The sequence below is a fragment of the Shigella sp. FC1967 genome, from assembly GCF_001743005.1.
Lineage (GTDB): Bacteria > Pseudomonadota > Gammaproteobacteria > Enterobacterales > Enterobacteriaceae > Proteus.
This window is the reverse complement of record NZ_MIIZ01001187.1, coordinates 1-13,768: the sequence shown is the minus strand read 5'-3', so window position 1 is coordinate 13,768 and position 13,768 is coordinate 1. Positions and strand designations below refer to the sequence as shown.

Genomic DNA, 13,768 nt, shown 5'->3' with positions numbered 1-13,768 from the left:
TGGAAAATGGAATAATAGAAAAAGAGCGTGAAAAAAATTGATCTGGATTATTTTTATTACAAATAAATAGGAGCTATTTAATATAAAAGTTGGTAATGTTTGCCACGGATACTTGTATTACTTTATATTTTGTACTTTGATTTCTTGTGTCAGTTTTATTTATAAAACCTCACATTATGAATGTGACCGGCTAATACTTTAGCCGGCATTTTTTTTATTGTAGTCTTTTTGACATTGACTCACATCTCCTGATGACAATCTGCTTTTTTCTGGGCAGGCTGACGTCGGAAATTCAGCGGTGTTCTAAGTTGTTGAACTAAGAGCACACCGAGTAACACAATCCCACCACCTACTAAGTGATAACTATGCATTTCTTCACCGAGAAGCGCGATAGCAATCATTGCGGTAAATAACGGCATTAGGTTCATAAAAATAGAGGTCGTATTTGCGCCTAACTTCATCACACCTAAAATCCACAGATAAGGCGCAAGAATAGAAGCTCCGATACCTGCGAAGATAACTAATCCAATATTATCTTTTGTTAACGCAACATTGTCGGCAAGAAAGAAGTTTGGCAGTAATAACAGAACACCAAATCCAATTTGTACATAAAGTGATTGCCAGTTAGGTAGGGTTATTGACCATCGTTTTGTTAATACACCATAAAGGGCATATGATGCCGAAGCAATAAACATCATCAGCTCACCATACCCCAAACCTTGGGAAAGTAACTGAGAAGGTTCGCCTCGGCTAATTAACCAAACTAAGCCACTAATTGAAAGCACTGTGCCTAAAACAATACCTACCGTAGGTACAACACGTAAAACAAAAATACTAATAATAACGGTTAATAATGGGATAAGAGAGTTTAGGATCCCCATAAATGTTGCACTAACATAATGCGCGGCATAATAAGCCAAACTTTGGTACATCACCATCCCTAATGCACCAAGAATAAATAATTTCCACCAATACTGTTTGACGGTTTTACGATGATGCCAAACGGGCATGATCAAAAAAGGTGTCATAATTAAAAAGGCGAGGAACCAACGATAAAAAGAGATTGCAGCAGGATCGATAACAGACGCGGCTGCTTTATTGACGACTGCATTAATTGACCAGATTAACACCGCTAAAAGCGGAAAAATTGCGTTTTTCATTGTTCTCACATCTATTTTTAAACCAGGCGGCTATTGTAAGCCTGTCTGATTAGATATATATAATGAAAACCAGACAACAGATAGGCCAATAAAGACAACATGACAAGAGAACAACATAAAAATGACAATTGAACAACAAAAAATGCAATGGTTATTATCTGATCCAGATACAGTTCGATTCCGTGATGAGCAACTGTTAGCTGAAACAGAGTTTGTTTATCATCAACATGATTTTGGCCAGTTACTTTATGTGATTTCTGGTGTTATGGATTTAGAAGCTGGAGGACAGCGGTTTTTTAGCACCACCAGAATTTAGTGTATGGATCCCCCAAAAATGTAGGGCATGCCAGTTACAATAAAAAAAACACTCTCTTTTAAAGTGCTAGATATCGCACCAAGTTGGTGCGATGGATTATTAGATAAACCTTGTTTGATTCAATTAAAGTGCTATTTTTTTCAACCATATTTTCTGACTTTTTTTCATCGTGGTGTATGTAAACCACAAACAGAAGAAGATTTTCGCTTAGCTCAAGTACTGATTGATCAACTTAAAGCTTCGCCAATACATCATACTTATTTACCGTCTTCTAAAGATAAATTACTTGCTCCCATACTTTCTGTATTAGAGCAAAATCCAGCAGATAATACCTCACTAGAAGAATGGGCTAAAAAACGTTATACCTCAGAAAGAACGCTTTCACGCCGTTGCCAACAAGAATTAGGTATGTCATTTAGTGAATGGCGGAAGCGCTTACGCTTTTTACATGCAATTTCTTTATTAGAGCAAGGGAAAAGCGTGAATGAAATTGCATTTGATGTGGGGTATAGCTCTTCGTCTTCATTTATTGCGATGTTTCAACAATTTGCTGGCACAACACCGGAACGTTTCCGTCGATTACCCAATTGTTAAGCACTCTTTTCATATATTTACTTAAAATCTAGGCGGATTTTACTGTCAATAATAGGCTTTGTTATGAATAAGTGGCAAAATAGACCGCTTAATTTTATTTTTCGATTGATTGTTTATACATATAAATACCAAATCAGTGAGATAACACCGTGAAAATTCTGGTTGATGAAAATATGCCTTATGCGGAACAACTTTTCCGCCAATTAGGTGAGGTAAAAGCTGTTTCTGGTCGCCCATTACCTACTGATGAGCTTAATGATTCTGATGCCTTAATGGTGAGATCAATTACTAAAGTCAATGAATCCTTATTATCGGGCAAGCCAGTAAAATTTGTTGGAACTGCGACGGCGGGTTTCGATCATGTCGATATTGCATGGCTAGAACAGCAACAAATTGGTTTTTCATCAGCCCCTGGTTGTAATGCTATCGCGGTTGTCGAATATGTGTTTTCTGCGCTGATGATGCTAGCAGAACAAGATAGCTTTCAATTAACTGATAAAGTTGTCGGTATTGTTGGTGTAGGAAATGTAGGTGGTCGATTAGCAACACGGCTTCGTGCGTTGGGGGTCAATGTTTTACTTTGTGATCCACCAAGAGCTGATAATGGTGATGACGAAGCGTTTCATCCATTGGAAACATTGTTAGAAAAAGCAGATATTCTAACTTTCCATACACCTCTCAATAAATCAGGCTTATATCAAAGTTATCATTTAATGAATGAGAGCAATCTCGAAAAATTACCTGAAGGACGTATTTTAATTAATGCGAGCCGTGGCGAGGTCATTGATAATCAAGCATTATTATCAGTGCTCGAAAAAGGTAAATCTTTACGCGTTGTATTGGATGTTTGGGAGCCTGAGCCTGATCTCTCTATTGAATTATTAAATAAAGTTGATATAGGAACACCACATATTGCTGGTTATACCTTAGAAGGTAAGGCGCGTGGTACAACTCAAGTTTTTGAAGCTTATTGTGATTTTATTGGGCAGCCTCAACAAGTTGAATTATCAACGCTGTTGCCTGCACCGACTATTTCCACCATTTCAGTACAAGGTGAGTTAACACAAACACTTTTAAAACAACTTATTCATCTTGTTTATGATGTACGCCGTGATGATGCTCCATTACGAAAAGTAGCAGGAATAAAAGGGGAGTTTGATAAGTTACGCAAATTTTACCCTGTACGTCGTGAATGGTCTTCACTACACGTTATTTGTGACCATCAAACCACGGCTGATACATTAAATGCAATTGGCTTTAGCGCTACATATAAAAGTGCAACACATAAATAAAGCAAAATATTATTTAAAAATTTTTATGGTATTGGAGGATATCTTATGGGAGAAGGTTGGAATATTGCAGTTGTTGGTGCAACAGGCGCTGTTGGTGAAGCGATTTTAGAACTGCTACAAGAGCGTGAATTTCCCATTGGTGAATTAACCGCAATCGCAAGTGAAGATAGCATTGGAAAATCAGTGCGAGTAAACAGCAAAAGTGTTGCGGTTCAAGGTATTCACAATATCGAGTGGGCTGATATTCAATTAGCTTTTTTTGCAGCACCGACAGAAATCAGTGTGCAATATGCACAACAAGCCGCTGATGCTGGCTGTATCGTCATTGATTGTAGTGGCATCTTTGCAATGGATTGGGATGTCCCGTTGGTTGTTCCTGGTGTGAATAGTGCAATGTTAGCGGAATATCGTACTCGTAATATTGTTTCAATTGCTGATAGCATGGTGAGCCAATTATTACGTGCCATTAATCCCTTAACAGAATCCGCAGGCTTAACACGCCTTAGTGTGACAAATTTAATGTCTGTTTCTCGTTTTGGAAAACAAGCCGTAGATGAACTGGCAGGGCAAAGTGCTCGTTTACTTAACGGTATTCCGCCTGAATTAGGTCGCTTTAATAAGCAGTTAGCATTTAACATTTTACCTTTAATGGTTGATGACGAAGGCGCTATACAAGAAGAGCGTCGCATGGTTGACCAAATTCGTAAAATTTTACAAGATGAAGGCTTGCCAATCTCCGTTACTACACTGCAAGCACCGGTTTTCTATGGTAATGCACAGTCAGTACAATTAGAAACCTCACGCCCAATGGGAAGTGATGAAGCGCGTGAAACATTACAAGAAAATGAAGAGATTAATATTAGTGATGAAAATGACTTTCCAACTCAAGTCACTGATGCATCTGGTAATGTGAGTTTAAATTTAGGCTGTTTCCGTAATGATTATGGTATGCCTGAAGCTTTACAATTTTGGTCAGTAGCAGATAACGTGCGCTTTGGTGGGGCATTAATGGCTGTTGAAGTCGCAGAGCAATTAATGCAGGAGCAGTTTTACTAATGAATGCGCAAGTGAGTGCTGAAATGACAGAACACCCCTTGACGGAGTCAGCGGTGACGTCTGAAAGCACAACAATCAAAATTGCTTTAGGCGTTGAATATGATGGTAGCCGTTATTATGGTTGGCAACGCCAAAATGAAGTGCGCAGTGTACAAGAACGGCTAGAAAAAGCACTTTCACAAGTTGCTAATGAACCTATATCTGTGTTTTGTGCGGGGAGAACCGACGCTGGCGTACATGCAACAGGGCAAGTTGTCCATTTTGAAACGACGGCGCACCGCAAAGATCCGGCATGGACAATGGGTGTTAACACACATTTACCTGCGGATATTGCTGTACGTTGGGTAAAAACCGTTTCTGATGATTTTCATGCCCGCTTTAGCGCAACAGCAAGACGTTATCGCTATGTGATTTTTAATCATCGTTATCGTCCCGCTATCTTGTCATCTGGCGTGACACATTTTCATTACCCTCTAGACGTTGAACGTATGCATCAAGCAGCGCAATGTTTACTGGGTGAAAATGATTTTACTTCTTTTAGAGCTGTTCAATGTCAATCACGAACGCCTTGGCGTAACGTTATGCATGTCAATGTTTCTCGATATGGTGACTATGTTGTTGTGGATATTAAAGCAAATGCATTTGTTCATCATATGGTGAGAAATATTGTTGGCAGCCTTTTAGAAATAGGGTGTGGCAATCAGGATATTACTTGGATGGCTGAATTATTAGCCTTAAAAGACAGAACTAAAGCTGCAGCCACAGCGAAAGCAAATGGATTGTATTTAGTCTCTGTGGATTATCCTGATCATTTTGAATTACCAAAACCTGCAATGGGTCCACTATTTTTAGCGGATAATCCTATTGAGATATCTCAATCATAAGAACACCCCGTTTTCTGAGGATTTATGGAAATATTAACACAATTTGTTGATTTAATTAAATTTCTTGTTGATTTTATTTTGCATATTGATGCGCATTTAGCAGAGCTTGTCGCACAATATGGAACATGGGTTTATGCCATTTTGTTTCTGATTGTTTTTTGTGAAACAGGGTTGGTCGTAACACCGTTCTTACCCGGAGACTCTTTATTATTTGTTGCTGGTGCTTTAGCTTCGTTAGAAACCAATGATGTGAATGTTCATATTATTGTTTTACTGTTACTTTGCGCCGCTATTTTAGGTGATGCCGTTAACTATTCCATTGGGCGACTTTTTGGTGAAAAGCTATTTAGTAAACCTGATTCAAAGATTTTCCGACGTGAATACCTAGATAAAACCCATGCTTTTTATGAAAAGCATGGTGGTAAAGCAATAATTTTGGCAAGATTTGTGCCGATTATCCGAACTTTTGCGCCATTCGTTGCAGGAATGGGTAAAATGTCATATCGTCACTTTGCCTTTTATAATGTTACTGGGGCAATTGCATGGGTGCTGTTATTTACTTATGCCGGATACTTTTTTGGTGACTTAGATATAGTTCAAAAGAACTTAAAATTGCTAATTGTTGCCATTATTGTTATTTCTATTTTACCGGGCGTTATTGAGATCTTACGCCACCGCAGAGCGAGTGCAAAAGCAAAGAAAGAAAATGATAACAAAGAGGTTTGAGCAGTTATCATCAGTTTTTTGCCGTAGAATAGCCATAATAAAGAGATGCGCTGAAATTCAGTAAGCGGTATCATCATAAACTTTGCTAACCACACAGCCAGTGCATTGTGGTTGATACGCTAACAATAATTTTACTGGCGAAGGTCAGATTCAGACGAAAAGGTCCATTAATGAGCTGGATTGAAAAAAATTCTAAACAAAAGCACTATCACAAGTTCACGTAAAGCTAATATCCCTGAAGGGGTTTGGACTAAATGTGACAGCTGTGGGCAGGTACTCTATCGCGCAGAATTAGAGCGCAATTTAGAGGTTTGCCCTAAATGTGATCACCATATGCGCATTTCAGCGCGCCGTCGCCTTGAGACTTTCCTTGATACAGGAAGTACAACAGAATTAGGTAGCGAATTAGAACCTAAAGATATTCTGAAATTTCGCGACTCTAAAAAATATAAAGACAGAATCAGCGCAGCCCAAAAACAAACGCAAGAAAAAGACGCATTGATCGTGATGAAAGGTACGCTGAAAAAAATGCCTATTGTTGCTGCATCCTTTGAATTTGCGTTTATGGGTGGTTCAATGGCATCTGTTGTAGGTGCCCGTTTTGTGCGTGCGGTTGAACAAGCACTAGAAGATAACTGCCCATTAGTTTGCTTCTCGGCAAGTGGTGGCGCGCGTATGCAAGAAGCGCTGATGTCATTAATGCAAATGGCAAAAACCAGTGCCGCATTAGCAAAAATGCAAGAACGTGGTTTACCTTATATTTCAGTTATGACTGACCCTACGATGGGCGGCGTTTCTGCTAGTTTAGCGATGTTAGGTGATATCAATGTTGCTGAACCTAAAGCGCTGATCGGTTTTGCAGGCCCTCGGGTTATTGAACAAACAGTACGTGAAAAACTACCTGCTGGTTTCCAACGTAGTGAGTTTCTGCTAGAAAAAGGGGCGATTGATATGATTATTCGCCGTCCTGAAATGCGCGATGAGCTGGCTGAATTGCTGGCTAAGCTGACTCAGTATGATTTAGTCGAAGATGAAAATGAAGATGAAATCATCGGTGAAGAAATGATTGCTGATGAGATTGAGTCTACAGATAACGAGCCAGAAATTAACATCGAAACGAATAAAAAAGAAGATGTCTAATATCATCACTGCGCCTAAAGCCACATCACCTTTGTCGATGTGGCTTTCTTATCTTGAACATTTACACTCCAGCGCCATTGATATGGGGTTAGAACGAGTAGGCAAGGTAGGAAAAATAATAAACGTGTTACGCCCTGCGTCTAAGGTAATCACTGTCTCAGGCACAAATGGAAAAGGCACAACTTGTCATATGCTAGAGTCAATCTTGATGGCATCAGGATTGAATGTCGGCGTTTATAGCTCCCCTCATCTTGTTCGTTATACAGAACGTGTTCGTATTCAAGGAAAAGAGCTTTCCGAAGATGCTTTTTGCGAAGTTTTTGCAGAAATTGAACAAGCGAGAGGCGATATCTCACTCACCTTTTTTGAATATGGCACGTTGGCTGCGCTGAAGTTATTTCAACAAGCACAACTTGATGTTGTTATTCTTGAAGTAGGATTAGGCGGTCGACTAGATGCGACGAATATTGTTGATGCGGATATTGCTGCTATCACGAGTATTGCACTTGATCATACGGATTGGTTAGGTGCGGATAGAGAGCATATTGGTCATGAGAAAGCGGGCATTTTCCGAGCTAATCACTATGCTGTTGTGGGTGAGCCAGATATGCCTCAATCCATCGCCCAAGTTGCCCATGAAAAACAAGCTAAGCTTTTCCGTCGAGGAACGGATTGGTCTTTTGTTATTGAAGGTGATCACTGGCATTGGCGTTGTGTTGACTGTGAATTTAATGCCTTACCCATTCCGAACATTCCACTCGCTAATGCGGCGACAGCAATGGGCGTTATTCGTTGCTTGCTCCAATCTGATGACAAAGTCAGCCAAGCAATAACACAGCAAAGTATTGTCGAAGGTATGTCTCGTGCACAATTACCCGGTCGTTTTCAGGTAATTTCTCAACATCCTTTGGTTATATTTGATGTGGCTCATAATCCGCATGCGGCAGGATATTTAGCAGAAAAATTATCACAATTACCACAAAAATCTGATACTCAGGTGCGTATTGTTGTTGGTATGCTGGGTGATAAAGATATTGCAGGAACATTGGCGTGCTTAACACCATTGGCTGATCATTGGTATGTCGCTCCACTTAATGAGTTTCGTGGTGCTTCTGCTGATGTGTTAGCTCAGCATCTTGAGAAACCAATGGTATTCGATAGTGTTGAAAATGCATGGCAACAAGCAATGTCTGATGCTGCTTCTAACGATATTGTTGTGGTTTGTGGCTCATTTCATACTGTTGCACATGTGATGGAACTTTTGGAAAAGGAGAGTGTGGGTGGCGAGTAAATTTCAAAATCGCTTAGTCGGTGCCGTTGTATTGGTGGCAGTCGGGGTTATTTTTTTTACCTGCACTGCTTGACGGCGATAAGAAATATAACGAAGACCAGTTCGCCTCTATTCCTTTAGTACCAAAACCAGGTGATGAGCAAGAAATAGAATCTATCGCACCGATAGAACAAACTGCTGTGCCTTCTACACCGTCAGAAGGCGCATCTGAAGGTATGATTTCTGAAGCAGTGACAGGCATGGAGCAATCTGTGGTGACAACACCGGAACCACCTGCTGTTGTACCTGTTCAACCCTCGGAACAACAACCACAACAGCAGCCAACGCAGGTGCCTCCTGCTGTGGTTACGCCACCAGTACAACCACCCGCACCACCAGTACAAGAAACTAAGCCACCGAAGGGAGAGGCTTGGGTTGTTCAATTAGGTGCATTGAAAAATGCGGCGAAGGTAGAAGAGATTATTGCTAAAATGCATTTCTCAGGTTATCCCGTATATACCATACCCGCACGCCCCGTTTCAGGGCAAGTGACTCGAATTTACATTGGTCCTAGTGCATCTAAGTCAGAATTACAGGCTATTCTGCCTCATTTAAAAGAGCTTACGGGCTTACAAGGTGAGGTAAGGGCATATAAGCCTTAATTTTTTCTAAACGAGTCATCAGATGAGTTGTGTAACAAAGCGTTAACTTATTGCGGCGATTATGATTTTTCATATCGCCGTAAATTATTTTGAAATTAGCGAAAATTAGCATTACGCAAACGTTTTCGTTTTCTGTTAGAATGCTTCCGTATTAATGCGGAGCATCATTATTGGATAAAGAATTTATGGTCTGGATAGATTACGCCATCATTGCCATTATTGGTTTTTCCGCATTAGTGAGCCTGATCCGTGGCTTTGTTCGTGAAGCATTGTCACTCATCACCTGGGGTTGTGGTTTCTTTGTTGCTAGTCAGTTTTATCCTTATCTTGCCGTCTATTTTACCCGGTTTGAAGATGAGCTGGTTCGTAACGGGATTGCAATAGTCACGTTATTTATTGCGACACTGATTGTTGGTGCTGTTGTGAATTATGTGATTAGCTCTCTTGTTCAACGCACAGGGTTATCAGGTACAGATCGTGTATTGGGGGTCTGTTTCGGGGCTTTAAGAGGCGTGCTGATAGTCTCAGCATTACTGTTTGTTTTAGGCGCATTTACACCTATGGCAGATAGCGCTGATTGGCAACGTTCTGAGCTTATTCCTCAATTCAACCATATTATTAGGTGGTTCTTTGACTACCTACAAAATGCGTCAAGTTTCGTGTCGGAGAGAATATAACCTCTCCGTCTGGCTGATGAGGATCTATTCATGTGCGGTATTGTCGGTATCGCTGGAGCTAATCCAGTAAACCAATCAATTTATGATGCGTTAACGGTGTTACAACACCGAGGTCAAGATGCAGCAGGCATTGCAACGATAGACGGTAACAACGGTTTCCGTCTTCGCAAAGCGAACGGACTGGTTAAAGATGTGTTCGAAACCCGTCATATGTTGCGTTTAAAAGGTACTATCGGGATAGGGCATGTCCGTTATCCAACAGCGGGTAGTTCTAGTGCATCAGAAGCGCAGCCTTTTTATGTGAATTCACCTTTTGGTATTACGTTAGCGCACAATGGTAATTTAACCAATGCGCATTTATTACGTCGCCAATTATTTGAAACAGCGCGTCGCCATATCAATACCACCTCTGATTCTGAAATCTTGCTTAATGTATTGGCATATGAATTAGACCGTTTTGACCATTTTCCACTTGAGCCTGATAATATTTTTGCAGCCGTTGCGGCAATGCATAAAAAAACTCCGTGGTGCTTATGCTTGTGTTGCATTAATCATTGGTCATGGTTTGTTAGCTTTTCGTGATCCTTTTGGTATTCGTCCTTTAGTCTTGGGTAAACGTACCTTAGAAGGGGGGCGTTATGAATATATGGTCGCATCTGAAAGTGTTGCGCTTGATACTTTAGGTTTTGAGTTTTTACGCGATGTTGCACCGGGTGAAGCGATTTATATCACAGAGCAAGGGCAACTTTTTACGCGTCAATGTGCCGAAAATCCACAGTTAATGCCTTGTTTATTTGAGTATGTTTACTTTGCTCGCCCTGATTCTTTTATCGATAAAATTTCAGTCTATAATGCACGTTTACGTATGGGACAGAAATTAGGCGCTAAAATTGCCAAAGAGTGGGATGATTTACAGATTGATGTTGTGATCCCCATTCCTGAAACATCTTGTGATATTGCGTTAGAAATTGCCCATATTCTTAATAAACCTTATCGCCAAGGCTTTGTAAAAAATCGCTATGTGGGTCGTACCTTTATTATGCCGGGGCAGCAAGAGCGTCGTAAGTCTGTTAGACGTAAACTGAATGCTAATCGCGCAGAGTTTCGTGATAAAAATGTTCTGTTGATTGATGATTCTATAGTACGTGGTACAACGTCAGAGCAAATTGTCGAACTCGCAAGAGAAGCAGGCGCGAAGAAAGTTTATTTTGCTTCAGCAGCGCCAGAAGTTCGCTTCCCCAATGTATATGGAATTGATATGCCAAATGCCAATGAGCTTATTGCTCATGGACGTGAAGTGGATGAAATTCGTAAATTAATTGGTGCTGATGGGCTTATTTTCCAAGATCTCACTGATTTAATCGCCGCAGTACAAGAAGAAAACCCTGATATCAATCAGTTTGAATGTTCTGTATTTGATGGTGTTTATATCACGAAAGATATTGATCAAGATTATTTAGATTATTTAGAAAATCTACGTCGTGATGATGAACATAAAATTCGTGATCAGAATGAAATAGAAAATTTGGAAATCTATAACGAAGGCTAATTTTTCGGTAAGATATCTCCCTTATAAAGCGTCGATGCCAGTGTGTTCTGCATCGACGCTTGTTTTTTGAGGGTTAATCATCATAATGATTAACAAAGGTATATATTCTGAGGATTATAATGAAAAAGCTGATAGTTGGGCTAACAGGTGCTAGTGGTGCAATTTACGGTATACGTTTATTAGAAATACTAAAATCTGTGCCGTCAGTTGAAACACATTTAGTGATTAGCCAAGCTGCACGCCGTACTATTTCATTAGAAACAGATTATTCGCTAAAAGATATTCATGCTTTAGCGGATGTGATTTATGACGATCGCGATATTGGCGCATCGATCTCTTCAGGCTCATTCCGAGTCAATGGAATGGTCATATTACCTTGCTCAATCAAAAGTTTGTCAGGTATTGTTCATAGCTATACAGATACCTTAGTCACTCGTGCGGCGGATGTGGTCTTAAAAGAAGGACGTAAATTAGTGCTATGTGTGCGTGAAACGCCACTGCATTTAGGTCATTTGCGATTAATGACGCAAGCTGCTGAGTTAGGTGCTGTGATTATGCCACCAGTACCGGCATTTTATTTTCAGCCCAAAACGATTGATGATATTGTTAATCAAACGGTGAATCGTGTACTTGATCAGTTTGAGATTGAGTTGCCTGACGATTTGTTTCAACGGTGGGAGGGTGATAAGCCCACTCGTTAAGTATGTTCGTCATACTTCAAGGTGTAGCGTTGTTGACTGAGTTCATTCGCACTAGTGACATACTAGTGTATGCTCCTAGCGACTCATTTACTTGTCGCCTAGCTACATCTTGAATTATTTAGAGTATTTATTAGGTAGAATATCTATTCCAAATAAAAAGAGATTATTTTCCTGTGGTTATAATATCTTTTAGTGCCTCTTCTAAATGAGGGTAGCGAAATTCAAAGCCAGCATTAAGTAGCTTTTCTGGGATTGCCTGTTGCCCACCTAACACCAATGTGGCACTTTCTCCCATAATTAAACGTAATATACTTTCAGGTACGGTCATTAAGGCTGGGCGATGAAACGTTTTTCCTAATAAGCGAGTAAACTCTTTATTTTGTACAGGATTAGGCGCTGTTAAGTTAAAAGCACCTTTAGCATCTTGAGTATTAAGCAAGAAAATAATTGCACTAACCATATCATCAATATGGATCCACGGCATATACTGTTTTCCGCTTCCCAATTTACCACCTAATCCTAATTTAAAAGGCTTGCTCATTTTAGGCAGTGCACCACCAAGGGTTGAAAGTACGATCCCTGTACGCAACAAGCAAACACGAGTTAATGGTGTTTGAGCTTCAAGGGCGATCCGTTCCCATTTTGCACAAAGCTCATGAGTAAATTCAGGATTTGCTGGCGTCTCTTCTGTGACTCGTGTATCACGTTGATCACCATAAAAACCGACTGCGGAGCCAGAAATAAAAACCGCTGGAGGAGACTCACTAGCCTTAATCAAATCAACCAATTTTTGGGTTAAATGACAACGGCTATTAACCAGTTTTTGCTTTTGAGAAGGCGTCCAACGATTATCAGCAATAGGCTCTCCAGCAAGATTAATAACGGCATCAAATTCATTAAGATTTTGTTTATCGTTGAGCTGAGTCCAACAGGTGATTTCATTACAAAAATGCGAATAAACTTTTTGAGGTGAACGAGAAAGCACCGTAATATCGTTATCAGCGAGTGCGAGCTCACAAACTAATGCTTTGCCAATTAACCCTGTACCACCAGTGATAAGTATTTTCATCACAATCCTCCTGATCTGCTTGCTTGATAAAGAATAACTATCATCCTGATATATGAATTTCTTATATTAACCAAAGAGTTTTTTCGTTGCTGGGCGCTGGTTAATGTTGTTTAGCCATTTATTAATTGCTGGATAATTCGCCAAATCAATATTGTGGTGATCGTGCAGACGAGCCCATGTATATGTGGCGATATCCGCAATGCTGTACTCTTTTCCACCAAGATAAGGTGATTGCGCTAACCTTTTCTCTAATACGCTGTATAGACGCTGTGTTTCTTCAGTATAACGTTTAATAGCATAAGGCACTTTTTTCTGTGGCATAGCGGGTGAAGTGATGATTTTGTCCCAACATGGGACCAAATCCACCCACTTGCCAAAATAGCCATTGCAGTTGTGTTGTTTTTTCTCGTAAATTTTGACTGAGCAATTTACCACTTTTTTTCGGCTAGATAGATAAGAATAGCACCTGATTCAAAAATAGAGATAGGTTCACCACCATCAATAGGGGTGTTATCTACAATAGCGGGAATTTTATTATTGGGAGAAATAGCTAAAAATTCAGGTTTAAATTGATCACCTTTACTAATATCGATGCGATGTAACTGATAAGGTATGCCCGTTTCTTCAAGAAAAAGCGTTATTTTTTGGCCATTTGGGGTATCCGCATAATAT

General features: G+C 40.0%; 10 protein-coding genes and 5 pseudogenes. 12 read left to right on the top strand and 3 right to left on the bottom strand.

The features are described 5' to 3' along the window. Positions 1 to 239 precede the first annotated feature (239 nt). Positions 240 to 1,160, bottom strand: a complete 921-nt coding sequence (locus BHE89_RS20115) for a DMT family transporter (protein ID WP_069367958.1) — start codon at positions 1,158 to 1,160, stop codon at positions 240 to 242. A gap of 121 nt (positions 1,161 to 1,281) precedes the next feature. On the opposite strand from BHE89_RS20115, the gene BHE89_RS27540 reads away from it, so the two are divergent. The 12 genes and pseudogenes from BHE89_RS27540 to BHE89_RS20060 all read left to right on the top strand — a co-directional run bounded on the left by BHE89_RS27540 (position 1,282) and on the right by BHE89_RS20060 (position 12,027). After that, a complete protein-coding gene (locus tag BHE89_RS27540) occupies positions 1,282 to 1,476 on the top strand; it encodes a cupin domain-containing protein (RefSeq protein ID WP_006533352.1) in 195 nt (64 codons plus the stop codon). Between the two features lie 189 nt (positions 1,477 to 1,665). Further along, a pseudogene (locus BHE89_RS27535) lies at positions 1,666 to 2,070 on the top strand (helix-turn-helix domain-containing protein); the annotation flags it as partial. 149 nt (positions 2,071 to 2,219) lie between these two features. Continuing rightward, entirely contained in the window at positions 2,220 to 3,362 is a 1,143-nt protein-coding gene (gene pdxB / locus BHE89_RS20105; RefSeq protein ID WP_069367960.1) for a 4-phosphoerythronate dehydrogenase PdxB, read from the top strand. Between the two features lie 45 nt (positions 3,363 to 3,407). Then, complete coding sequence (locus BHE89_RS20100) at positions 3,408 to 4,418, top strand: aspartate-semialdehyde dehydrogenase (protein WP_069367961.1); 1,011 nt, start codon at positions 3,408 to 3,410, stop codon at positions 4,416 to 4,418. Between the two features lie 23 nt (positions 4,419 to 4,441). Then, on the top strand, positions 4,442 to 5,302 hold the full coding sequence (gene truA, locus BHE89_RS20095; protein ID WP_069368040.1) for a tRNA pseudouridine(38-40) synthase TruA: 861 nt from the start codon (positions 4,442 to 4,444) through the stop codon (positions 5,300 to 5,302). A gap of 24 nt (positions 5,303 to 5,326) precedes the next feature. Beyond that, on the top strand, positions 5,327 to 6,028 hold the full coding sequence (locus BHE89_RS20090; protein ID WP_069367962.1) for a DedA family protein: 702 nt from the start codon (positions 5,327 to 5,329) through the stop codon (positions 6,026 to 6,028). 170 nt (positions 6,029 to 6,198) lie between these two features. Further along, positions 6,199 to 7,168 (top strand): annotated as a pseudogene (gene accD / locus BHE89_RS20085) (acetyl-CoA carboxylase, carboxyltransferase subunit beta). Then, entirely contained in the window at positions 7,161 to 8,459 is a 1,299-nt protein-coding gene (folC, locus tag BHE89_RS20080) for a bifunctional tetrahydrofolate synthase/dihydrofolate synthase (RefSeq protein WP_069367964.1), read from the top strand. The pseudogene accD and the gene folC overlap by 8 nt, the downstream one beginning before the upstream one ends. Then, a pseudogene (gene dedD, locus BHE89_RS20075) lies at positions 8,449 to 9,100 on the top strand (cell division protein DedD). Before folC ends, dedD begins: the two are co-directional and overlap by 11 nt. A 185-nt stretch (positions 9,101 to 9,285) precedes the next feature. Continuing rightward, positions 9,286 to 9,777, top strand: a complete 492-nt coding sequence (cvpA, locus tag BHE89_RS20070) for a colicin V production protein (RefSeq protein WP_023581692.1) — start codon at positions 9,286 to 9,288, stop codon at positions 9,775 to 9,777. A 30-nt stretch (positions 9,778 to 9,807) separates the two neighbouring features. Beyond that, a pseudogene (gene purF / locus BHE89_RS20065) lies at positions 9,808 to 11,326 on the top strand (amidophosphoribosyltransferase). A 119-nt stretch (positions 11,327 to 11,445) separates the two neighbouring features. Then, entirely contained in the window at positions 11,446 to 12,027 is a 582-nt protein-coding gene (locus BHE89_RS20060; RefSeq protein WP_069367967.1) for a UbiX family flavin prenyltransferase, read from the top strand. Positions 12,028 to 12,190: 163 nt separating this feature from the next. Here the strand turns inward: BHE89_RS20060 and BHE89_RS20055 are convergent, their stop codons facing one another. Next, positions 12,191 to 13,096 carry a TIGR01777 family oxidoreductase gene (locus BHE89_RS20055; RefSeq protein WP_069367968.1) on the bottom strand — a complete coding sequence of 302 codons (906 nt, stop codon included), beginning with the start codon at positions 13,094 to 13,096 and terminating at the stop codon, positions 12,191 to 12,193. A 66-nt stretch (positions 13,097 to 13,162) separates the two neighbouring features. Then, positions 13,163 to 13,768 (bottom strand): annotated as a pseudogene (locus BHE89_RS26495) (glutathione binding-like protein); the annotation flags it as partial.

Coding starts and splice junctions, on each gene's coding strand:
- BHE89_RS20115 (WP_069367958.1), bottom strand. CDS start 1,160: ATGAAAAACGCAATTTTTCCGCTTTTAGCGGTGTTAATCTGGTCAATT.
- BHE89_RS27540 (WP_006533352.1), top strand. CDS start 1,282: ATGACAATTGAACAACAAAAAATGCAATGGTTATTATCTGATCCAGAT.
- BHE89_RS20100 (WP_069367961.1), top strand. CDS start 3,408: ATGGGAGAAGGTTGGAATATTGCAGTTGTTGGTGCAACAGGCGCTGTT.
- truA (WP_069368040.1), top strand. CDS start 4,442: ATGACAGAACACCCCTTGACGGAGTCAGCGGTGACGTCTGAAAGCACA.
- BHE89_RS20090 (WP_069367962.1), top strand. CDS start 5,327: ATGGAAATATTAACACAATTTGTTGATTTAATTAAATTTCTTGTTGAT.
- folC (WP_069367964.1), top strand. CDS start 7,161: ATGTCTAATATCATCACTGCGCCTAAAGCCACATCACCTTTGTCGATG.
- cvpA (WP_023581692.1), top strand. CDS start 9,286: ATGGTCTGGATAGATTACGCCATCATTGCCATTATTGGTTTTTCCGCA.
- BHE89_RS20060 (WP_069367967.1), top strand. CDS start 11,446: ATGAAAAAGCTGATAGTTGGGCTAACAGGTGCTAGTGGTGCAATTTAC.
- BHE89_RS20055 (WP_069367968.1), bottom strand. CDS start 13,096: ATGAAAATACTTATCACTGGTGGTACAGGGTTAATTGGCAAAGCATTA.